This window comes from Streptomyces sp. NPDC037421 (assembly GCF_055602105.1).
In genome coordinates this window covers 77,830-99,092 of the sequence record NZ_JBVJWV010000028.1, presented here as the reverse complement: position 1 = coordinate 99,092, position 21,263 = coordinate 77,830, and the positions used below count along the sequence as shown (strand labels likewise).

General features: G+C 73.1%; 16 protein-coding genes and 2 pseudogenes. 10 read left to right on the top strand and 8 right to left on the bottom strand.

Annotated elements, in window-relative coordinates:
• Window positions 1-9: 9 nt before the first annotated feature.
• From iolD to iolC, 3 genes are read right to left on the bottom strand one after another with little or no spacing between them, the layout of a single operon-like run.
• A complete protein-coding gene (iolD, locus tag ACZ7IF_RS30410) occupies window positions 10-1,896 on the bottom strand; it encodes a 3D-(3,5/4)-trihydroxycyclohexane-1,2-dione acylhydrolase (decyclizing) (protein ID WP_470977878.1) in 1,887 nt (628 codons plus the stop codon).
• Window positions 1,893-2,801, bottom strand: a complete 909-nt coding sequence (gene iolB / locus ACZ7IF_RS30405; RefSeq protein WP_470977906.1) for a 5-deoxy-glucuronate isomerase — start codon at window positions 2,799-2,801, stop codon at window positions 1,893-1,895. The genes iolD and iolB overlap by 4 nt, the downstream gene beginning before the upstream one ends.
• Window positions 2,802-2,808: 7 nt before the next feature.
• Entirely contained in the window at window positions 2,809-3,732 is a 924-nt protein-coding gene (gene iolC / locus ACZ7IF_RS30400) for a 5-dehydro-2-deoxygluconokinase (protein ID WP_470977903.1), read from the bottom strand.
• A gap of 147 nt (window positions 3,733-3,879) precedes the next feature.
• Here iolC and ACZ7IF_RS30395 point away from each other — a divergent pair, with 147 nt between their 5' ends.
• From ACZ7IF_RS30395 to ACZ7IF_RS30375, 5 genes are all read left to right on the top strand, one after another.
• The gene (locus ACZ7IF_RS30395) at window positions 3,880-4,794 is read left to right on the top strand and encodes a sugar phosphate isomerase/epimerase family protein (protein ID WP_470977875.1); all 915 of its coding nucleotides are present in this window, start codon (window positions 3,880-3,882) and stop codon (window positions 4,792-4,794) included.
• A gap of 25 nt (window positions 4,795-4,819) precedes the next feature.
• Complete coding sequence (locus tag ACZ7IF_RS30390; RefSeq protein ID WP_470977873.1) at window positions 4,820-5,833, top strand: Gfo/Idh/MocA family protein; 1,014 nt, start codon at window positions 4,820-4,822, stop codon at window positions 5,831-5,833.
• A gap of 239 nt (window positions 5,834-6,072) precedes the next feature.
• Window positions 6,073-6,273 carry a helix-turn-helix transcriptional regulator gene (locus ACZ7IF_RS30385; RefSeq protein WP_470977870.1) on the top strand — a complete coding sequence of 67 codons (201 nt, stop codon included), beginning with the start codon at window positions 6,073-6,075 and terminating at the stop codon, window positions 6,271-6,273.
• 332 nt (window positions 6,274-6,605) lie between these two features.
• Window positions 6,606-6,830, top strand: a complete 225-nt coding sequence (locus tag ACZ7IF_RS30380; protein ID WP_470977867.1) for a heavy-metal-associated domain-containing protein — start codon at window positions 6,606-6,608, stop codon at window positions 6,828-6,830.
• A gap of 91 nt (window positions 6,831-6,921) precedes the next feature.
• On the top strand, window positions 6,922-9,195 hold the full coding sequence (locus tag ACZ7IF_RS30375; RefSeq protein ID WP_470977865.1) for a heavy metal translocating P-type ATPase: 2,274 nt from the start codon (window positions 6,922-6,924) through the stop codon (window positions 9,193-9,195).
• A gap of 356 nt (window positions 9,196-9,551) precedes the next feature.
• Here ACZ7IF_RS30375 and ACZ7IF_RS30370 read toward each other — a convergent pair whose 3' ends face one another.
• A complete protein-coding gene (locus tag ACZ7IF_RS30370; protein WP_136216460.1) occupies window positions 9,552-10,841 on the bottom strand; it encodes a citrate synthase in 1,290 nt (429 codons plus the stop codon).
• 183 nt (window positions 10,842-11,024) lie between these two features.
• The gene (gene recD2, locus ACZ7IF_RS30365; RefSeq protein ID WP_470977862.1) at window positions 11,025-13,271 is read right to left on the bottom strand and encodes an SF1B family DNA helicase RecD2; all 2,247 of its coding nucleotides are present in this window, start codon (window positions 13,269-13,271) and stop codon (window positions 11,025-11,027) included.
• 309 nt (window positions 13,272-13,580) lie between these two features.
• Between recD2 and ACZ7IF_RS30360 the strand changes: the two are divergent.
• A pseudogene (locus ACZ7IF_RS30360) lies at window positions 13,581-13,922 on the top strand (DUF937 domain-containing protein); the annotation flags it as partial.
• A gap of 416 nt (window positions 13,923-14,338) precedes the next feature.
• A pseudogene (locus ACZ7IF_RS30355) lies at window positions 14,339-14,836 on the top strand (GNAT family N-acetyltransferase); the annotation flags it as partial.
• On the opposite strand, the gene ACZ7IF_RS30350 reads toward ACZ7IF_RS30355, so the two are convergent.
• Window positions 14,787-15,713 (bottom strand): EamA family transporter, encoded by a 927-nt coding sequence (locus ACZ7IF_RS30350; protein WP_470977859.1) that lies wholly within the window; start codon window positions 15,711-15,713, stop codon window positions 14,787-14,789. The pseudogene ACZ7IF_RS30355 and the gene ACZ7IF_RS30350 overlap by 50 nt on opposite strands.
• Window positions 15,714-15,795: 82 nt before the next feature.
• Between ACZ7IF_RS30350 and ACZ7IF_RS30345 the strand changes: the two genes are divergently transcribed.
• Window positions 15,796-16,704: a LysR family transcriptional regulator gene (locus ACZ7IF_RS30345; protein WP_470977857.1), complete on the top strand. Its 909-nt coding sequence runs from the start codon at window positions 15,796-15,798 to the stop codon at window positions 16,702-16,704.
• A 59-nt stretch (window positions 16,705-16,763) separates the two neighbouring features.
• Entirely contained in the window at window positions 16,764-18,584 is a 1,821-nt protein-coding gene (locus ACZ7IF_RS30340; protein WP_470977855.1) for a glycoside hydrolase family 3 protein, read from the top strand.
• 38 nt (window positions 18,585-18,622) lie between these two features.
• On the opposite strand, the gene ACZ7IF_RS30335 is transcribed toward ACZ7IF_RS30340, so the two are convergent.
• Entirely contained in the window at window positions 18,623-20,098 is a 1,476-nt protein-coding gene (locus tag ACZ7IF_RS30335; RefSeq protein ID WP_470977852.1) for an aminopeptidase, read from the bottom strand.
• Between the two features lie 85 nt (window positions 20,099-20,183).
• On the bottom strand, window positions 20,184-20,549 hold the full coding sequence (locus ACZ7IF_RS30330) for a hypothetical protein (RefSeq protein WP_470977850.1): 366 nt from the start codon (window positions 20,547-20,549) through the stop codon (window positions 20,184-20,186).
• A 154-nt stretch (window positions 20,550-20,703) separates the two neighbouring features.
• On the opposite strand from ACZ7IF_RS30330, the gene ACZ7IF_RS30325 reads away from it, so the two are divergent.
• On the top strand, window positions 20,704-21,258 hold the full coding sequence (locus ACZ7IF_RS30325; RefSeq protein ID WP_362461690.1) for an EF-hand domain-containing protein: 555 nt from the start codon (window positions 20,704-20,706) through the stop codon (window positions 21,256-21,258).
• Window positions 21,259-21,263: the final 5 nt, after the last annotated feature.

Here is a 21,263-nt window from a genome sequence, read left to right as displayed (position 1 = left end):
GCTGCTCCTTCACAGATGGCGACGTCGCTGCGCGGCTTGCCGGTCGTACTCTTCACGGGCCTGGGCCGCCGACGCACGGGTCGCGGTCTCGGCCACAGGAACATCCCACCACGCCTGTGCCGGGGGCGGGCCCGACACAGTGTCGGGTGTTCGGGTCTGTGCGTAGACACATGTGGGCCGGTCCGACAGGCGGGCTTCGGCCAGGGCTTTTCGCAGGTCACCGATGGTGCGGGTGCGGATCACGGCCATCCCGAGGGAGGCCGCGTTGGCCGCGAGGTCCACCGGAAGGGGCGGCCCGTCGTACGAACCGTCCTGCCCCCGGAAGCGGTACGCCGTGCCGAAGCCCTCCCCGCCGACCGCCCCGGAGAGGCCGCCGATGGAGGCGTAGCCGTGGTTGTCGAGGACCACCACCTTGACCGGGATCCCCTCCTGGACGGCGGTGACGATCTCGGTGGGGTTCATCAGGTACGAGCCGTCGCCGACGAGCGCCCACACCGGCCGGTCCGGGGCGGCGAGGGCCACCCCGAGGGCGCCGGGGATCTCGTAGCCCATGCAGGAGTAGCCGTACTCCACGTGGTACTGGTACGCGGAGCGGGCCCGCCAGAGCCGGTGCAGGTCGCCGGGGAGCGAGCCGGCCGCGTTGACGATCACGTCGGTGTCGTCGACGACGGCGTCGAGGGCGCCGAGCACCTGGGCCTGGGTGGGGACGGCACTCTCGTCCGGGGCGTGGAAGGCCTGGTCCACCAGGGCCTCCCAGTAGAGCTTGGCCTTGCGGTACGTCCGCTCGTACGCCGGGTCCACGCGGTGGCCCGCGAGCTCCGCGCGCAGGGCGTCCAGGCCCTCGCGGGCGTCGGCGACCAGCGGCAGCGCGGCCTGCTTGTGGGCGTCGTAGGGGTCGAGGTTGAGGCCGAGGAAGCGGACGCCGGGGTCCTGGAAGAGGGTCGAGGAGGCGGTGGTGAAGTCGGTCAGCCGGGTGCCGGCCGCGATGACCAGGTCGGCCGCGCGGGCCAGGTCGTCGGCGGTGGCGGTGCCGGTGTGACCGACGGCGCCCACCTCGGCGGGGTGGTCGTGGCGCAGCGCGCCCTTGCCGGCCTGGGTGGCGGCGACGGGGATGCCGGTGGCCTCGGCGAAGGCCCTCAGGGCGTCCTCGGCACCACTGTGGCGGATGCCGCCGCCGACGATCAGCAGGGGGCGGCGGGCCGCCCGTACGGCCTCTGCGGCGGCGAGCAGCTCGTCCGCGTCGGGCCGGGGCCGGCGCACCCGCCACACCCGCTCGGCGAAGAACTCCTCGGGCCAGTCGTACGCCTGCGCCTGCACGTCCTGCGGCAGCGCGAGGGTGACGGCCCCGGTCTGCACGGGGTCGGTGAGGACCCGCATCGCCTGGAGGGCGGCCGGGACCAGGGCTTCCGGGCGGGTGATCCGGTCGAAGTAGCGGGACACGGGCCGCAGGGTGTCGTTGACGGAGACGTCGCCGGCCCAGGGCACCTCCAGCTGCTGGAGCACCGGGTCGGCGGGCCGGGTCGCGAAGGTGTCCCCGGGGAGCAGGAGCACCGGAATCCGGTTGATCGTGGCGAGGGCGGCGCCGGTGACGAGGTTGGTGGCACCGGGCCCGATGGAGGTGGTCACGGCGTGCGCGGAGAGCCGTCCGCGCTGCCGTGCGTACCCGACGGCGGCGTGCACCATGGCCTGCTCGTTGCGCCCCTGGAGGAAGGGCATGGCCTGCGGCCCGGTCTCCAGCAGGGCCTGCCCGATCCCGGCGACGTTCCCGTGCCCGAAGATCCCCCAGGTGGCGGCGATCAGCCGGTGCCGGCGGCCGTCGCGCTCGGCGTACTGGGCGGCGAGGAAGCGCACGAGCGCCTGCGCGGTGGTGAGCCGGACGCTGCGCCGCGCGGTCACGGGGTCTCCTCGGGACGGACGGCGGGCCGGGTTCCGGAGCCGGACTCGGGGCCTGGGGTGAACGGCAGCCGGGGGTCGGTTTCCCGGCCGGGCCAGCTGCCGCGGATCCACGCGTGGTCGGGGTGGTCCCGGATCAGCCACTCCCGCTCCGCGTCCGGGCCGGCCATCACGTTCAGGTAGTACATGTCGTGCCCGGGCGCCGCGATCGACGGGCCGTGCCAGCCGTCGGGGATGAGGACCGTGTCGCCGGTCCGGACCTCGGCGAGGACGTCGGTCTTCCCGGCGGGCGAGGGCGTCACGCGCTGGTAGCCGACGCCGGGGGTGGTCCCGTGGGGGGCGATCTCGTAGAAGTAGATCTCCTCCAGGCGGGATTCCTCGCCCGGGTGGTGCTCGTCGTGCTTGTGGGGGGGGTACGAGGACCAGTTCCCGCCGGGGGTGAGCACCTCGACGGCGATGAGCCGGTCGCAGGCGAACACCCCGGCGGCGGCGAAGTTGTGCACCTGCCGCGAGCACTGCCCGGCACCGCGCAGCTCGACGGGCACCGCGTCAGCGGCCCCGTACCGCGCGGGCAGCCGCCGCCGGCACCGCGCCCCGGCCAGCGCGAACCGGCCGCCGCCGGCCGAGGTGACCTCGGCGTGCGCGTCCCGGGGGAGGTACGCGAAGTCGGTGGGCCCGTCGAACACGCTTGCGCGGCCGCGCAGCCGGAAGCTCACTGCGGGGCCTTCCCCCACCCCGCCCCTTCCCGGAACCGGGGTCCCCGCCGGGGCCCGCTCCGGCAGGGCGTCCGCGCAGCGGACCTCGCAGGCACCGGCCAGCGGGAGCACGATCCACTCCGCCTCCCCGCACGTGTGCGCGTACACCTCGCCCGGAGCCAGCTCCAGCACCACCAGCCGGGTGAGCTCCATCCCCGTCTCAGACAGCACCGGCACGGCCCAGCACCTCCTCCACCTCGTGCGGAAACGGCATCGCCGACGAGCACGCCAGCCGCGAGGCCACGATCGCCCCGGCGGCGTTCGCGTACCGCAGCACCCGCTCCAGGTCCCAGCCGGCCAGCAGCCCGTGGCACAGGGCGCCACCGAAGGCGTCCCCGGCGCCCAGCCCGTTCACCACCTCCACCTCCACCGGCGGGACCTCCACCGCCGTCCCGTCCCGGTGGACGGCCAGCACCCCCTCCGGCCCCCGCTTGACCACCGCCAGCTCCACCCCGGCCGCGAGCAGCGCCTCCGCGGCCGCGTACGGCTCGCGGCACCCGGTCGCGACCTCGCACTCCGCGGTGTTGCCGACGGCCACCGTCGCCAGCCCGAGCGCCCGCTCGTACCAGGGCTCCGGCGGGCCGTCCCACAGCATCGGCCTCCAGTCGAGGTCGAAGACCGTGATGCCGGACTTCGAGCGGGCCTCCAGCGCGGCCAGGGTCGCGGCGCGGCTCGGCTCGGCGCTCAGCCCCGTGCCGGTCATCCAGAAGACCCGCGCCGCCCGCACCGCCGCCCGGTCGATCTCGTCCGGCCCGATCTCCAGGTCGGGCGCCTTCGGGAGCCGGTAGAAGTAGAGCGGGAAGTGGTCGGGCGGGAAGACCTCGCAGAAGGTGATGGGCGTCGGATAGGCCGCGACCTCCCCCACCCACCGGTCGTCGACCCCGAACCCCCGCAGCTCTGCGCGCAGGTACGCCCCGAAGGGGTCCGCCCCGGTCCGGCTGATCACGGCCGTGCGCCGCCCCAGCCGGGCGGCCGCGACGGCGACGTTCGCCGGCGAGCCGCCGAGGAACTTGCCGAAGGTGTCGGCCTCGGCGAGCGGTACGCCGGTCTTGAGCGGGTAGAGATCCACCCCGATCCGCCCCATCGTGATCAGGTCGTGGACGGCTTCCGCGTCCGACGGCTCCTCCGCCGGCAGCCCCTCCGCCGCCGTCCCGTCCGAGGTGTCCACAGCTGGCTCTCCTCCCACTCGTCCTCCCTCTCCTCTCGAACCCCGCACCCTAAGGTGGCCGTCATGACCTCCTCCCCACCCGCGTTGACCCGTATCCGTGTCGGTTCGGCTCCGGACTCCTGGGGTGTCTGGTTCCCGGAGGATCCCCTTCAGACCCCCTGGGAGCGGTTCCTCGACGAGGTCGCCGACGCCGGGTACGAGTGGATCGAGCTCGGCCCGTACGGCTACCTGCCCACCGATCCGGCCCGGCTCGCCGACGAGACCGCCAAGCGCGGCCTGCGGGTGTCCGCGGGCACCGTCTTCACCGGACTCCATCACGGCCCCGGCGTCTGGGAGCAGACCTGGGCACACGTGTCGCGGATCGCCGCGCTGACCCGGGACACGGGGGCGGAGCACCTCGTGGTGATCCCCTCCTTCTGGCGCGACGACAAGACCGGCGGAATGCTGGAGGACCCGGTCCTGAGCCCCGTCCAATGGCGTGAACTGACCTCCCAGACCGATCGCCTGGGCCGGGAGGTCCGGGAGCGGTACGGGCTGCGGATCGTGGTCCACCCGCACGCGGACACGCACGTCGACACCCCGGAGAACGTGGCCCGGTTCCTGGACGCCACCGATCCGGCGCTGGTCTCCCTGTGCCTGGACACGGGTCATTACGCGTACTGCGGCGGGGACAGCGTCGAGGCGATCGAGGCCTTCGGCGAGCGGATCGGGTACCTGCACCTGAAGCAGGTGGACCCGCGGGTCCTCGCCGAAGTGCGGGCGGAGGGGACGCCGTTCGGCCCGGCCGTGGCGCGCGGGGTGATGTGCGAGCCGCCGTCCGGGGTGCCCGCGCTGGAGCCCGTACTGGCGGCGGCGCAGCGGCTCGGGGTGGAGCTGTTCGCGATCGTGGAGCAGGACATGTACCCGTGCCCGCCCGAGCGTCCGCTGCCCATCGCCCGGCGCACCCGCGCCTATCTGCGCTCCTGCGGCACCCGTTGACGGTCCCGAACCTCCGAGGAGAGACATGAGCACGCTCGGCATCGCCGTCATCGGCACCGGGAAGATGGGCGCCGACCACGTCCGCCGGATCGGCGACGCGGTCGGCGGGGCGCGGGTGGTGGCCGTGGCCGACCCGGACGGGGACCGGGTCAAGGAGGTCGCGGCGGGACTGGACGGGGCGGGCGCGTACACCGACCCGGCGGCGGCGATGGCGGCGCCCGGGGTGGACGCCGTACTGATCGCCTCGCCGGGACCGGCCCATGAGGAAGCGATCCTGCACGCCTTGGAGCGGGAGTTGCCGGTGCTCTGCGAGAAGCCGCTGACCCCGGATCCGGAGGGGGCGCTGCGGGTGCTGGAGGCGGAGCGCAGGCTCGGCCGGCGGCTGGTGCAGGTGGGCTTCATGCGGCGCTTCGACGCCGAGTACGAGCGGCTCAAGGAGCTGCTGGACGCGGGCGGCATCGGCCGGCCGCTGTTCCTGCACTGCCGCCACCGCAACGCCGCCTCGCCGTCCTTCTTCACCAGCGACATGCTGATCAGCGACTCGGTGGTGCACGAGGTGGACGCGGCGCGCTGGCTGCTGGGCCAGGAGGTGACCGCGGTGACGGTGCTCTCCCCCACGCCGTCCTCGGCGGCGCCGGAGGGGCTGCGCGATCCCCGGCTGGTGCTGCTGGAGACCTCGGGCGGGGCGGTGGTCGACGTGGAGATCTTCGTCAACTGCGGGTTCGGCTACCAGGTGCAGTGCGAGGCCGTCGGCGAGTCCGGCAGCGCCCGGATCGGTGACGGGCACGCGATGGTCGTCCAGTCGGGCGGCCGCTGGGGCGGGGAGATCACCCAGGACTTCACCACGCGCTTCGCCGACGCCTACGACCGCCAGGTGCGGCGCTGGGTGGCGGCGGCCGCGCGGGGGCGGGTGGACGGACCCGACGCCTGGGACGGGTACGCGGCCGCCGCCGTGTCGGAGGCCGGGCTGGCGGCCGCGCGCAGCGGCGTACGGACGGAGGTGCGGCTGGCGGAGCGGCCGGAGCTGTACGCACGCTGAGGCCGCCCCCCGGCCACCGCCACGGGCGGCTCCTGTGCCGCATTCGTCACGGGAGTCGCTGCCGTGTCACACATGTCCGCACTACGCGGGTTTTCCGTCACAGGGAGTCCACAGACCCTCCCCCGCGCTCACCGAGCGTCGTTCTCCGGGCACAACCCGAGTGATCGTCAGTGTCCACGCGCCGGCTCCCCCGACGGCCTCCCGGCCGGCCCCGCGCCGTGGACCAGGAGGTGGCGTCGATGAGCGACCGGCAGCTGTGGTCCTACAAGGAGATCGCCGCCCATATCCGGGTCCAGCCGGACACCGTGCGTTCCTACCGCAAGCACGGGCTGCTGCCCGCCCCCGACCACGTGGAGGGCGGCAAGCCCTACTGGTACGCCGACACCATCCGGACCTGGGCGGCGCGCCGCCCCGGCAACCGCGGCCGCCGCGAGGAGTGATCCGGCGGTACGGGGCGGGACCCCGCACCCGGACCCGCCCCGGTCGCCAGGACTCCTCCCCGGCGCCGCACCGGCCGCCCAGGTCCCCGGAGTCCCTCGGTGTCGATGTCGGCGTCGATGTCGATGTCGGCGTCGGCGTCGGCGTCGGCGTCGGCGTCGGCGTCGGCGTCGGCGTCGGCGTCGGCGTCACAGAATGGGTCATGTGCGCCGTTTGCGTACGGTTCGATGGTCCCGTCCGCCGGAGCTCCGCTCGAACTCCGCCCAATGAAGGCTCAATACCCCCTAGGGGTATAGAATGCCACGAGAGCCATTCCCCGACAGAGGAGAACGACATGACCGCCGTGACGGTAACCGTGTACAAGGTCACCGGGATGACCTGCGGGCACTGCGAGGGCGCCGTGACCGCCGAGCTCACCGCCCTCCCCGGCGTGACCTCGGTCAAGGCCGTCGCCGCCACCGGGGAGGTCACCGTCGAGTCGCAGGCCCCGCTCTCCGAGGCCGACGTGCGCGCCGCCGTGGACGAGGCCGGGTACGAGCTCGCCGGCGTGGCGGCCTGAGCCCCACCCCTCGCCAACGCGGTACCCGCCGGGCCGCACCCGCCAGCTCATACTGGACCGTACGGCCCGGCCCTCCCCCTGGAGCGGGAACATGAGCAGCAGCACAGTGCACGACGGGCCCATAACGGACGCCGCCGCCTGCGAGGTCGAGCTGACGATCGGCGGGATGACCTGCGCCTCCTGCGCGGCCCGCATCGAGAAGAAGCTCAACCGGATGGACGGCGTCAGCGCCACGGTGAACTACGCCACCGAGAAGGCCCGGGTCTCCTACGGCGGCGCGGTCCAGGTGGCCGACCTGATCGCGACCGTGGTCAGGACGGGCTACACCGCCGAGGAGCCCCCGCCGCCACGGCCCGAACCGGAAGCGGAGCCCGAGGACACCGCGGCCGTACGCGACCCCGAGCTCGCCGCGCTCCGGCAGCGGCTGCTGGTGTCCGCCGCCCTGGCCCTGCCGGTGGTCCTGCTCTCGATGGTCCCCGCCCTCCAGTTCGACGACTGGCAGTGGCTCTGCCTCACCCTCGCCTCGCCCGTGGTGGTGTGGGGCGCCCTGCCCTTCCACCGGGCCGCCTGGACCAACCTCCGGCACGGCGCCGCGACCATGGACACCCTGGTCTCCGTCGGCACGCTGGCCGCCTACGCCTGGTCCGTGTGGGCCCTGTTCCTCGGCCACGCCGGGATGCCCGGGATGCGGCACGGCTTCGACCTCACCGCCGGGCGGACGGACGGCTCCTCCGCCCTCTACCTGGAGGTCGCGGCGGGCGTCGTGACCTTCATCCTGCTCGGCCGCTACCTGGAGGCCCGCTCCAAGCGGAAGGCGGGCGCCGCCCTGCGGGCGCTGATGGAGCTGGGCGCCAGGGACGTGGCCGTGCTGCGCGGCGGCCGCGAGGTGCGGATCCCCGTCGGCGCGCTCGCGGTCGGCGACCGCTTCGTGGTCCGCCCCGGGGAGAAGATCGCCACCGACGGCACCGTCGTCGAGGGCTCCTCCGCCGTGGACGCCTCCATGCTGACCGGCGAGTCCGTCCCGGTCGACGTCACCGCCGGGGACGCCGTCACCGGCGCCACCGTGAACACCTCCGGCCGGCTCGTCGTGGAGGCCACCCGGATCGGGGCCGACACCCAGCTCGCCCGGATGGCCCGGATGGTCGAGGAGGCCCAGAGCGGCAAGGCCGAGGTGCAGCGCCTCGCGGACCGGATCTCGGCGGTGTTCGTGCCCGTGGTCCTGCTCCTCGCGCTCGGCACCTGGGTCACCTGGCTGCTCATCACCGACGACCCCACCGCCGCGTTCACCGCCGCCGTGGCGGTCCTGATCATCGCCTGTCCCTGCGCCCTGGGCCTGGCCACGCCGACCGCCCTGATGGTCGGCACCGGCCGGGGCGCGCAGCTGGGCATCCTGATCAAGGGTCCCGAGGTGCTGGAGTCCACCCGGCGCGTGGACACCGTCGTGCTCGACAAGACCGGCACGGTCACCACCGGCCGGATGACCCTCTCCGGGGCGCACGCGGCCGAGGGTGTGGACGAGAAGGAACTGCTGCGGCTCGCGGGCTCGCTGGAGCACGCCTCCGAGCACCCGGTCGCGCGGGCGATCGCCACCGGAGCCGCCGCGGCGGCCGGGGACCTGCCCGCGCCCTCGTCCTTCGAAAACCTCGCCGGACTGGGCGTACGGGGCACGGTCGAGGGGCGCGAGGTCCTGGTGGGGCGCGAGCGGCTGCTCGCGGACCGGGGGATCGCACTGCCCGCGCCGATCGCCGACGCGAAGGCCGCCGCCGAGGCCGCGGGCGCCACCGCGGTGCTGGTCGCCTGGGACGGCACGGCCCGCGGGGTCCTGACCGTGGCCGACGCCGTCAAGGAGACCAGCGCCGAGGCCGTGGCCCGGCTGCGGGCGCTCGGCCTCACGCCGGTGCTGCTGACCGGCGACAACAGGGCCGTGGCCGAGACGGTGGCCCGGGAGGTGGGCATCGACGAGGTGATCGCGGAGGTGCTCCCGCAGGACAAGGTGGACGTGATCCGCCGGCTCCAGGACGAGGGCCGTACGGTCGCCATGGTGGGCGACGGGGTCAACGACGCGGCCGCGCTCGCCCAGGCGGACCTGGGCCTCGCGATGGGCACCGGCACCGACGCGGCCATCGAGGCCGGCGACCTGACCCTCGTACGCGGAGACCTGCGGGTGGCGGCGGACGCGATCCGGCTCTCCCGGCGGACCCTGGCCACGATCAAGGGCAACCTGTTCTGGGCCTTCGGCTACAACGTGGCGGCGCTTCCGCTGGCCGCCGCGGGACTGCTCAACCCGATGATCGCCGGGGCCGCCATGGCCTTCTCGTCGGTCTTCGTGGTGACCAACAGCCTGCGGCTGCGCTCGTTCCGGTAGAGGATCTCCTCCTCGTTCCCTCCACAGATCCTTCACTGGAGACGCAGATCACAGTGATGACAACGTAACCATCCGGGGTCGGCACGGGTCTAATGGGGCGATGCCGAAAACGTCTTGGGGGACGTTTCACGGAGGTCTTTGGGGGACGTCCGGGCATCCGCCGGCCGGGACGCGTGCCCTCGGGAAGCTTTGAGCGGCCCTCCCGACCCGAACGGGTCCCGGCACACACCGACGCCCCGGCGCGGGTCCCGTGGGGGGAATCCGCTGCCGGGGAAAAGGGAAGCGCCCCGACCGTCGACCCGTGGGGGGATCGACGGCGGGGCGCTTTCCGTATGACCGGAGCGGCCCGGAAGGGCCTAGCGGGCCTCGACCGGGACGAAGTCGCGCAGGACCTCGCCGGTGTAGATCTGGCGCGGACGGCCGATGCGGGAGCCGGGCTCCTTGATCATCTCGTGCCACTGGGCGATCCAGCCGGGAAGGCGGCCGAGCGCGAAGAGCACGGTGAACATCTCGGTCGGGAAGCCCATGGCCCGGTAGATCAGACCGGTGTAGAAGTCCACGTTCGGGTAGAGGTTGCGGGCGACGAAGTACTCGTCGGCCAGCGCGTGCTCTTCCAGCTTGAGCGCGATGTCCAGCAGCTCGTCGCTCTTGCCGAGCGCCGAGAGGACGTCGTGCGCCGCCGCCTTGATGATCTTCGCCCGAGGGTCGAAGCTCTTGTAGACGCGGTGCCCGAAGCCCATCAGGCGGACGCCGTCCTCCTTGTTCTTCACCTTGCGGATGAAGGCGTCGACGTCGCCGCCGTCGTTCTTGATGCCTTCCAGCATCTCCAGGACGGACTGGTTGGCGCCACCGTGCAGCGGACCCCACAGGGCCGAGATGCCGGCGGAGATCGAGGCGAACATGTTCGCCTGCGAGGAGCCGACCAGACGCACGGTGGAGGTCGAGCAGTTCTGCTCGTGGTCCGCGTGCAGGATCAGCAGCTTGTCGAGCGCGGAGACCACGACCGGGTCCAGGTCGTACTCCTGGGCCGGCACGGAGAAGGTCATGCGCAGGAAGTTCTCGACGTAGCCGAGGTCGTTGCGCGGGTAGACCACCGGGTGGCCGACCGACTTCTTGTACGCGTACGCGGCGATCGTCGGGAGCTTGGCCAGCAGACGGATCGTCGAGAGGTGGCGCTGCTTCTCGTCGAACGGGTTGTGGCTGTCCTGGTAGAACGTCGACAGCGCGCTGACCACGGACGACAGCATGGCCATCGGGTGGGCGTCGCGCGGGAAGCCGTCGTAGAACCGCTTCACGTCCTCGTGCAGCAGCGTGTGCTGGGTGATCTCGTTGCGGAACGACGCGAGCTGGTCGACGGTCGGCAGCTCACCGTTGATCAGCAGGTAGGCGACCTCGATGAAGGTCGAGCGCTCCGCCAGCTGCTCGATCGGGTAGCCGCGGTAGCGCAGGATGCCCTGCTCACCGTCGAGGTAGGTGATCGCCGACTTGTAGGCGGCGGTGTTGCCGTAGCCACTGTCCAGCGTGACGAGCCCGGTCTGGGCCCGGAGCTTCGAGATGTCGAAGCCCTGGTCACCGACGGTGCTTTCGACCACCGGGTAGGTGTATTCACCGTCCGCGTACCGGAGTACTACAGAGTTGTCGCTCACGTCATCCCTCACCGACGTAGTGCCTCTTCTTCGAGGTGCCCTGACTGCCTCTACCTTCCCCCATTTGGCGCAGGAGAGTGCACTCGGGGTCGGCCTTTGGTCTATTTGACGGCACTGAGTGCCTTCAACCTGCTCATCCTGCCCCCTCCGCGCCGGTTGTCGGAACCCCAAATGATCGATCATCTAGGTGATGTTTCCCACCGAAACCCGGCCGGCGAGCCGTGCGGCGACCGCCGTGTACCTCCTGCCTGCGGAAACGGTACGCACCGCCTGCCCGAGGGCCTTGCGGGACCCGACCAGGACGACCAGTTTCTTCGCCCTGGTCACGGCGGTGTAGAGCAGATTCCGCTGGAGCATCATCCAAGCCCCGGTGGTGACGGGGATCACGACCGCCGGATATTCACTCCCCTGGGAACGGTGGATGGTGACGGCGTACGCGTGCGCCAGCTCGTCCAGCTCCGCGAACTCGTACCCCACCTCCTCGTCCTCCTCTGTACGGACCGTCAAGCGCTGCTCGTCCACGTCCAGAGCGGTGACCACCCCGACGGTGCCGTTGAAGACGCCGTTGGCACCCTTGTCGTAGTTGTTGCGGATCTGGGTGACCTTGTCGCCCACCCGGAAGACCCGGCCGCCGAACCGCTTCTCGGGCAGGTTCGGCCGCGCCGGGGTGATCGCCTGCTGGAGCAGGCCGTTGAGGTTCCCCGCGCCGGCCGGGCCCCGGTGCATGGGGGCCAGGACCTGGACGTCCCGGCGCGGGTCGAGCCCGAACCTGGCCGGGATCCGGCGGGCGGCCACGTCCACGGCGAGGATCCCGGCCGCCTCCGTGTCCTCCTCGGGGAAGAGGAAGAAGTCCGGCAGGCCGTCGGTGATGGGCGGCACCCCGGTGTTGATGCGGTGCGCGTTGGTGACCACGCCCGACTGCTGGGCCTGGCGGAAGATCCGGGTCAGCCGGACGGCGGGCACCGGCCCGCCCTCGGCCAGCAGGTCCCGCAGCACCTCGCCGGCGCCGACCGAGGGGAGCTGGTCCACATCGCCGACCAGCAGCAGGTGCGCCCCCGGCGCCACCGCCTTGACCAGCTTGTTGGCGAGCAGCAGGTCCAGCATCGAGGCCTCGTCGACCACGACCAGGTCGGCGTCCAGCGGCCGGTCCCGGTCGTACGCCGCGTCCCCGCCGGGCTTGAGCTCCAGCAGCCGGTGCACGGTGGAGGCCTCGGCCCCGGTCAGCTCGGACAGCCGCTTCGCCGCGCGGCCGGTGGGCGCTGCGAGCACCACCTTGGCCTTCTTGGCCCGGGCCAGCTCCACGATGGAGCGCACGGTGAAGGACTTGCCGCAGCCGGGCCCGCCGGTGAGCACCGCCACCCGGCGGGTGAGGGCCAGCCTGACCGCGTCCCGCTGCTCGGGGGCGAGGCTGGCCCCGGTGCGGCCGGCGAGCCAGCCGAGGGCCTTGTCCCAGTCCACGTCCCGGAAGCCGGGCATCCGGTCCTCCTCGGCGTTCAGCAGCCGGCGGACCTGGCCGACCAGCGACAGCTCGGCCCGGTGGAAGGGGACCAGGTACACCGCGGTGAGGGGGTCCGGGCCGCCCTGGGGGTCGGGCACAGGCTCCCGTACGACCCCCTCCGGATCGGCGGCGAGCTCGGCCAGGCACTCGATGACCAGCCCGGTGTCCACCTGGAGCAGCTTCACCCCGTCGGCGATGAGGCGCTCCTCGGGGAGGAAGCAGTGCCCCTGGTCGGTGGACTGGGACAGGGCGTACTGGAGGCCGGCCTTGACCCGCTCGGGGCTGTCGTGCGGGATGCCGACGGCCTGGGCGATGCGGTCGGCGGTGAGGAAGCCGATGCCCCAGACGTCGGCGGCGAGCCGGTACGGCTGGTTCCTCACCACCGAGATGGAGGCGTCCCCGTACTTCTTGTAGATGCGGACCGCGATGGAGGTGGAGACGCCGACGCCCTGGAGGAAGACCATGACCTCCTTGATGGCCTTCTGCTCCTCCCAGGCGGCTCCGATGAGCCTGGTCCGCTTGGGGCCGAGGCCGGGGACCTCGATCAGCCGCTTCGGCTCGCCCTCGATGACGTCGAGGGTGTCGAGGCCGAAGTGCTCGACGATGCGGTCGGCGATCCTCGGGCCGATGCCCTTGATGAGGCCGGAGCCGAGGTAGCGGCGGATGCCCTGGATGGTGGCGGGCAGGACCGTCGAGTAGTTCTCGACGCTGAACTGCCTGCCGTACTGCGGGTGCGAGCCCCAGCGGCCCTCCATGCGCAGGGATTCGCCGGGCTGCGCGCCGAGCAGCGAGCCGACGACGGTCAGCAGGTCTCCGGCGCCCCGGCCGGTGTCGACCCGGGCGACCGTGTAGCCGCTCTCCTCGTTGGCGTAGGTGATGCGCTCCAGCACCCCCTCGACCACCGCCAGTTGCACCGCCCCGTTGTTCACCATGGCAAGAAGCTACAGTCCGCCGCCGACAGGGCGCCGGGGCCTGTGGACAACGGCCGCGGGACCGGCGGGGTCTTCCGGGGAAACGAAAGGGGGTCCGGCCTCGCGGCCGGACCCCCTCACGGTTACCCCTCCCTCGTCGGACTTCCCGATCCCCCCGGATCCCCACCCGGAAGTCCCGACGCAACATACGACCCGCGTGCCGCCCGGAGGGTTGCATGCGGAATCACGGCTTTACCTTTCCGTTACATTCAGCCACCCCGGGAGTACTCCGAGGTGCCATGAAATCGCCGCACAAGTAGCGTTTCCGGCATGAGCGACTCTTCCTTCGAGGACGACGTACTGGGCGAGCTCGGCGACGACAAGCTGAACGAGATCGCCTCCCTGCTCGGCACCGACGCCGACGGCGCCCGCGAGACCGTCACCCAGACCGTCGGGGCGATGACCGGCGGCCTCCAGGAGAAGGCCGAGGCCGACGACGACGAGGTCCGCCAGGCCTTCGCGGAGGTGTCCGAGGCCCCCCTCCAGGGCGTGGCCACCCTCGGCGGCGGCCTCGGCGGCCTGCTCGGCGGCGGGATGATGGCCGGGGTGCTCGCCAAGGTGAGCAAGCCCGTGGCGGAGGCCGTCTCGAAGCGGACCGGCATCCCCGCCGCGACCGTCCTGCGCGTCATCGAGCTGCTGATCCCGGTGCTGATGGCCGTCTTCGCCAAGCGGGCCGCCGCCGGCAAGGGCGCGGGCGCCCCTGCCCCGGGGGGGGGGAGGCGGGGGGGGGGGGGGGGGAGGGAGGGGGGGGGGGGGGGGGTGGGGGGGGGGGGGGGGGGGGGGGGGGGGGGGGGGGGGAGTGCGTACCCCCCCCCCCCCCCCCCCCCCCCCCCCCCCCCCCCCCCCCCCCCCCCCCCCTGCCCCCCCCCCCCCCCCCCCCCCCCCCCCCCCCCCCCGGCGCCGCGGCCCCCGGCGCGGGCGGCCTCGGCGACCTGCTGGGACAGATCCTGGGCGGCGGGAAGAAGTAGCCCCGCCCGGCGGACCGCCCCGCGCTATCCTCGGCAGCCATGGAGACTTCCGGCGCGGCGGTGCGGCTGCGGGATCCCGGGCCCGGCGAGCTGGGCTGGATCGTGCAGCGCCACGGCGCGCTCTACGCCGCCGAGTACGGCTGGAACCAGGAGTTCGAGGGCCTGGTGGCCCGGATCGTCGCGGACTTCGCCGAGGACCACGACCCCCATCTGGAGCGGGTCTGGATCGCCGAGCACGAGGGCGAGCCGGTCGGCTCGGTGATGTGCGTGCGCGAGGACGGCTCGCCCGGCACGGCCCGGCTGCGGCTGCTGCTCGTGGAGCCGGCCGGGCGCGGGCTCGGGGTCGGCACCCTGCTGGTCGACACCGTCGTCGCCTTCGCCCGTTCGGCGGGCTACCGCGAGCTGGTGCTGTGGACCAACGACGTACTGGCCGCGGCCCGTTCGCTCTACGAGCGGGCCGGCTTCACGCTGGTCGCCGAGCGCCCGCACCGCTCGTACGGGGCCTGCCTCACGGGGCAGGACTGGCGGCTGCCGCTGCGCGAGGGCTCCCCGCGCTGACGGTGCCCGTACGGGCCTTCGCGCGCGCGGGTGCCAGCGAGGTCAGGCCCACCCCGCCGACCAGCAGGACCGCCGCCAGCCAGCCCGGCCCGGAGACCCCCTCGCCGAGCACCAGGGCGGCCGAGGACATCCCGAACACCGGCACCAGCAGCGAGAACGGCGCCACGGCCGAGGCCGGGTAGCGGCGCAGCAGGTAGGCCCAGACCCCGAAGCCGAACACCGTGGACACCCAGGCGACGTAGCCGATGACGGCCAGCCCGGACCAGTCCAGGGCGCGCAGCGCGGCCAGGTCCCGCTCGGGTCCCTCCAGCAGCAGCGAGAGCGCGAACAGCGGGACCACCGGGACGACGCACACCCACACCTGGAAGTTCATGGCGTCGGGCGGGGCGGCCTTGCGGGTGAGCACGTTGGACACGCCCCAGCAGGCGGCGGCCGCCACCACCAGGACGAAGCCGGTGACGGGCCCGGACAGGCCCCGGTCCACGGCGGCCACCGCGATCCCGGCCAGCGCCACGGCCATGCCCAGCACCCGCACCCGGCCGGGCCGCTCGCGCAGCACGGCGGCGGCGAGCACGGCGGTGAAGACGGCCTGGATCTGGAGCACGAGCGAGGACAGCCCGGCCGGCATCCCGGCGGCCATCCCCGTGAACAGCAGCCCGAACTTGGCGATGCCGAGGGCGGCCCCGACCCCGAGGATCCACTTCCAGGCGACCTTGGGGCGCCCCACGAAGAACACGGCGGGCAGCGCGGCGACGAGGAAGCGCAGCGCGGACAGCAGCAGCGGCGGGAAGTGGCCGAGGCCGATCTCGATGACGACGAAGTTGAACCCCCAGACGGCGGCGACGAGTACGGCGAGTGCGGTGTGTACGGGACGCATGCTCCGAGCATCGGCGCCCGGACCATGTAGCACCAGCGCGGATCCCTACCGGGATGGATGAAGCAGTGCTTACGATTGGCGGATGCTCGACCTGTCCCGGCTGCGCGCCCTGCACGCCGTCTCCGTCCACGGTTCGGTCGCGGGCGCGGCGGCCGCCCTCGGCTACACCCCCTCCGCGGTCTCGCAGCAGATCGCCAAGCTGGAGCGGGAGACCCGCACCACGCTGCTGGAGCGGCGCGGGCGCGGGGTCGCGCTCACCGAGGAGGCCCGGCACCTGGCCGACACCGCCCGGGAGCTGCTGGCGATCGTGGAGCGGGCGGAGACCACCCTGGAGGAGCGGCGGGGGTGCCCGAGCGGGCTGCTGACGGTGGCCGCCTTCGCCTCGGCGGCGCGCGGGCTGCTGCCGGGGGTGCTGGCCGAGCTGGCGGGCCGTCATCCGGCGCTGGACGTACGCCTCACGGAGGTCGATCCCCACCTGTCGGTGGACCTGGTCGCCCGGGGCGTCACCGACCTGGCGGTGGCCCACGACTGGGACATCGCCCCGCTGCCCGCCCCCGAGGGCGTGGAGCAGGCGGTCATCGGGGACGACCCCTGCGATCTGGTGGTCCCGGCCGGACACCCCTTCACCACGCGGCGGGTGGTGCGCCGGACGGACCTCGGGGGCCAGCGGTGGGTGTGCCAGCCGCCCGGCCGGGTGTGCCACGACTGGCTGGTGCGGACCGTGCGCACGGCCGGGTTCGAGCCCGACATCACGCACACCGCCGAGGAGAACCACACCATCGTCGCGCTGGTCGCGGCCGGCCTCGGGGTCGCGGTCGTGCCCCGGCTGGGTACGGGCGCGCTGCCGCCGGGCGCGGTGGCCGTACCGCTGGAGCCGGGACCGGTACGCAGGCTGTACGCCCTGTGGCGGACGGGAGCGGCCCGCCGGCCCGCGATCACCGAGACCGTACGGACCCTCCGGGAGCACTGGGCGGCGCGGGAGCGTACCTAACGGGCCATTCCCGAGTGTCCGTCAGGCATGGCGCGGGGTACGGCAGTAGGGTCCCACAGGTGCCGAACCACGCCTCCCGCCGGGCCCTGCTCGCCGCCGCCGCCATGGCCGCCGTCACGGCCGCCGGAGCCGCCGGTGCCGCCTCCACGGCCTCCACCGCCGCCCCCCGGACCCCGGACGACTCCCGCGCCCCCGCCGGGCCGCCCGGCCGCCGCCCGGACCGGGAGCGGCTGCGGGCGCTGGTGTCCGGGCTCGGGCTGCCCGAGCTGGTGGGGCAGCTGTTCGTGTCCCGGGCCTACGGGCATTCGGCGACCGACCCCGATCCGGCGGACGCCGAGCTGAACCTGAAGCACTTCGGGGTGCGCACCGCCGCCGAGCTGGTGGCCCGCTACCACCTGGGCGGGGTCGTCTACTTCGCGTGGGCGCACAACACCCGCGCCCCGCACCAGATCGCCGCCCTGTCCAACGGGCTCCAGCGGGCCGCCGCGGACTCGGGGGCGGGGCTCCCGCTGCTGCTGTCGGTGGACCAGGAGCACGGGGCCGTCGCCCGGATCGGCCGGCCGGCGACCCTGCTGCCCGGGGCGATGGCCCTGGGCGCGGCGGGCTCCGCCGAGGGGGCGCACCGGGCGGCCCGGGTCGCGGGGACGGAGCTGGCGGCGCTGGGCATCCGGCAGGACTGGGCGCCGGTGGCCGACGTGAACGTGAACCCGGCCAACCCGGTGATCGGCGTGCGCTCCTTCGGCTCCGACCCGGCCGCCGTCGCGGCCCTGGCCGCGGCCCAGGTGCGCGGTTACCAGGGGGCGGGGGTGGCGGCCGCGGCGAAGCACTTCCCGGGCCACGGGGACACCGAGACCGACAGCCACGTCGGGCTGCCGGTGATGAGGCACACCCGCGCCCAGTGGGAGGAGCTGGACGCACCGCCGTTCCGGGCGGCGGTGCGCGCGGGCGTGGACGTGGTCATGACGGCGCACATCGTCTTCCCCGCGCTCGACCCCTCGGGGGACCCGGCCACCCTCTCGCGGCCCATCGTGACCGGCCTCCTGCGCGAACACCTCGGCTTCGAGGGGGTGGTGGTCACCGACGCCCTCGACATGGCCGGGGTCCGGCAGAAGTACGGGGAAGACCGGGTGCCGGTGCTGGCCCTGAAGGCGGGCTGCGACCTGCTGCTGAACGCGCCGGACCTGGGGCTGGCCCAGCGCAGCGTGCTGGCGGCGGTGGAGTCGGGCGAGCTGGCGCGCGGCCGGATCGAGGAGTCGGTGCTGCGGATCCTGGAGCTGAAGGCCCGCCGGGGCCTGTTCGAGGACCCGTACACCTCCGACGCGGCGGTGGACGCGGTGGTGGGGACCGGCGGGCACCTGGCGGCCGCCGACGCCGTCGCGGCGGGTACGACGACCCTGCTGGCCAATCCGCGCGGGCTGCTGCCACTGGACGCGTCGGCCCGGCCGCGGCTGCTGGTGACGGGCACCGACCCGGTCTCCCCCACGGGCACCACGGGACCCTCCACGGCGGTCCTGGCGCGGGAGCTGACCGCCCTGGGGTGCCGGGCACAGGCGCTCCCGTCCGAGCGGGCGGTGGCGGCCGCCCCGGGGCACGCGGCGGTGCTGGTGTGCACGTACAACGTCCCGGAGGGGGAGAGTCCGCAGCGCACGCTGGTGGCGGAGCTGGCCGCGACGGGCGTCCCGGTGGTGCTGGTGGCGGTCCGCAATCCGTACGATCCGGCGCGGCTGCCCGAGTGCGCGGCCGAGGTGGCCACGTACACCTGGACGGACGTGGAGATGCGGGCGGCGGCCCGGGTGCTGACGGGCGCGAGCCGGCCGTCGGGCCGGCTCCCGGTGCCCGTCCCGGGCCGCTACCCGCTGGGCCACGGGCTGTCGTACTGAGGTACGCGTACCCCGGTACGACAGTCCGTCGGGGCCCCTTACCGGCGCAGCGACTCGCGGCGCAGGTCGGTCTGGTCGAGCACCGGGTCCGGCGCGGCGAGCGGCGCCACCGCCTGCGGGGCGGCCCCCTCGGTGCTGAACACGTTGGCGGCGGGGGCCACTCCGGCCCACTGGAGGATCCGCGCGGTGGCCAGGTTCTTCTCGCCTTCCTGGAGCTTGGCGACGTTCGCCCCGTGGTTGGCGCCCGGAGCGGTCATCACGTGGCTGTCGCGGACCCCGTACCCGAGGCGGAAGGGCTCGGCGCCCCACGGGTCGTTCTGCCCGTACACGAACAGCATCCGGTCGGCGTTGTTGCGGACCCAGGTGTCCACGTCCGCCATGGCCGCCGGCTGGAAGGTCATGGGGATGTCGCGCGGCACGAAGTTGCGCGGCGGCTGGTAGCCGTAGCGGCTCAGGCCCTTCAGGTGCGGCTGCTTGATGTCGGGCGAGCCGAGCTGGGTGCCTGCCTGGTAGTAGTACGGCGTGTACGTCTCAAGACCCTGGTCGGCGTAGGCCGAGAAGCCGGAGATCGTGTCGACCGTGTCCCAGATCTGCTGGTCGGTGGCGGTCTTGGCGTCCGGGATGGCGGCGCAGTCGGAGAGCAGGCTGTACTGCCAGAAGGCCCAGGTGTAGTCGAGGACCACGGCCTCGAAGGCCTTGTCGAGGCTGCCGACGGTGTTGAAGGTCCAGCCGTTCTCGGCGGCGGCGGCCCGGTACTTGGCCTCCAGCGGCTCACGGCGGACCAGGGCCTCGCGCTGGACGCCGCCCAGCTTGTCGCGGCACTCCTTGGTGCCGACCTTGTTCAGGAACCGGTCGTAGGCCGAGTCCTCCTTGTTGACGACGTCGTTGGGCGCCACGTAGGCGACGACACCGTCCATGTCGTGCGGGTAGAAGCGCTCGAAGTACGTCGCCGTCATGCCGCCCTTGCTGGCGCCCGTGGACAGCCAGTTCTTGGGGTAGACCTTCTTCAGAGCGGTGAAGAGGCGGTGCTGGTCGCTGGCGGCCTGCCAGATGTCCAGCTTCGACCAGTCCGCCGGGTCGGGGCGGGACGGGTTGAAGAATCGATACTCCATGGACAGCTGGTTGCCGTCGATTATGGTCGTCGGCTCCGCGCGGCGCGGGTTGGTGTTGACGTTGTAGCCCGAGGTGTGGAACACCGTGGGCCGGGAGACGTCCTTGTGCAGCAGGGTGATGCGCTGCTTGAAGGTGCCCTTCCACGGCTGCCGGTGGTCGACCGGCTGCTCGTAGTTCAGTACGAAGAATCTGTAGCCGGGGTACGGCTTCTCCTCGATCAGGCTCATGCCCGGGATCGCGAGGATCTGGTCCTTGATGTCCGCTGCGGAGCCCTGTCCGGCGGTGGCCTGCGCGGCGGCGGCCGGCTCTGCGGCGGTGGCCGTCTGAGCCGTGAAACCGGCCGTGCCCATGGTGCCGATCAGCACCGCGACGGGCAGCACCCGGCCAAGCGTCTTGCGCATTCACCCTCCCCTTGAGTTCACTGTGGTCGCCCGTGAACCTAGCGGGGTCAACACTCCTGTGAACAGTCCCAGTTGGGACGCGGCCTCAGCACAGGATCCAGCCAGATTCGACGGATCCGGCCGCCACTTCACCCCTTACGTACACACACCGGTTGATCGCGCCCACGGTGACGGGGCCCGCGTACCGGGTGAATTGCCCCACATCGCCCACCGGGACGCCTCCGCGCGGCTGAACGCTCACCGCCATGTGACGGTGCTCCCCGGGATGCAGGGCGACGGTCATCGCGCAGACCTGGGTCCGGCTCTTGAACACCCGCACCTCGGCGCCGGGCAGCGGCATCGTCCTGACCAGCTGCCCCCCGCAGCCGCCGGTCGCCGCCGACGCGGCCGGCGCCGCGAAGACGCCCCCCATCGCGAGCCACAGCGCGCCCCCGAACACCCCCAGCGACACGACCCGCCCCCGCCGCCTGCGGCCCTGCCCCATCCTGCCCCCCCGATCGGTCGTACGTAACACGTACTCACGTACGACGCTCAGTCGCCCCGGAAGGTTGCACTACCCTGGGCGATCGACCGAATGCACAACGTAGCCGTGAAAGGCAGCCGACATGACGACCGATCTGCTCGACCGCAAGCTGGAGCGCGCGTTCGCACACCTGGACGCCGACGACAACGGCGTGATCGACGAGAAGGACATGATCGCGCTCGGGTCGCGGCTGCTGACGGCGCTGTCGGAGCCCGCCGACTCCCCCAAGGCGACCGAGGTGTTCCGCGGACTCACCGACTTCTGGGTGGACCTCTTCAACGAGCTCGGCGTCGGCCAGGACCAGAAGCTGACCCCCGTGCAGTACCGGGACGGCATGACCCGCCTGTACAAGGACGGCGGCCCGGCCTACGAGAAGTCCTTCCGGCCGATGATGAAGGCGATCCTCACGGTCGTCGACACCAACGGCGACGGGCACATCAGCCCCGAGGAGTTCCACAAGGCACAGCTGGCCTTCGACACCCGGCTGGAGCCCGCCGACGCGGACACCCTCTTCGCGAAGATCGACAAGAACCACGACGGCTACCTGTCGGTGGACGAACTCCTCGACGCCGTGCGCGAGTACTACACCGGTGACGACGAGGACGCCCCCGGGAACCTGCTCTTCGGCGAGCTCTGATCCCG

Excerpts from the sequence above, each read along its gene's own strand:
- ACZ7IF_RS30390 (WP_470977873.1), top strand. The coding sequence starts at position 4,820 with ATGAGCACGCTCGGCATCGCCGTCATCGGCACCGGGAAGATGGGCGCC.
- iolC (WP_470977903.1), bottom strand. The coding sequence starts at position 3,732 with ATGGGGCGGATCGGGGTGGATCTCTACCCGCTCAAGACCGGCGTACCG.
- recD2 (WP_470977862.1), bottom strand. The coding sequence starts at position 13,271 with ATGGTGAACAACGGGGCGGTGCAACTGGCGGTGGTCGAGGGGGTGCTG.
- ACZ7IF_RS30335 (WP_470977852.1), bottom strand. The coding sequence starts at position 20,098 with ATGCGCAAGACGCTTGGCCGGGTGCTGCCCGTCGCGGTGCTGATCGGC.
- iolB (WP_470977906.1), bottom strand. The coding sequence starts at position 2,801 with ATGGAGCTCACCCGGCTGGTGGTGCTGGAGCTGGCTCCGGGCGAGGTG.
- ACZ7IF_RS30375 (WP_470977865.1), top strand. The coding sequence starts at position 6,922 with ATGAGCAGCAGCACAGTGCACGACGGGCCCATAACGGACGCCGCCGCC.
- ACZ7IF_RS30350 (WP_470977859.1), bottom strand. The coding sequence starts at position 15,713 with ATGCGTCCCGTACACACCGCACTCGCCGTACTCGTCGCCGCCGTCTGG.
- ACZ7IF_RS30380 (WP_470977867.1), top strand. The coding sequence starts at position 6,606 with ATGACCGCCGTGACGGTAACCGTGTACAAGGTCACCGGGATGACCTGC.
- ACZ7IF_RS30385 (WP_470977870.1), top strand. The coding sequence starts at position 6,073 with ATGAGCGACCGGCAGCTGTGGTCCTACAAGGAGATCGCCGCCCATATC.
- ACZ7IF_RS30345 (WP_470977857.1), top strand. The coding sequence starts at position 15,796 with ATGCTCGACCTGTCCCGGCTGCGCGCCCTGCACGCCGTCTCCGTCCAC.
- ACZ7IF_RS30395 (WP_470977875.1), top strand. The coding sequence starts at position 3,880 with ATGACCTCCTCCCCACCCGCGTTGACCCGTATCCGTGTCGGTTCGGCT.
- ACZ7IF_RS30325 (WP_362461690.1), top strand. The coding sequence starts at position 20,704 with ATGACGACCGATCTGCTCGACCGCAAGCTGGAGCGCGCGTTCGCACAC.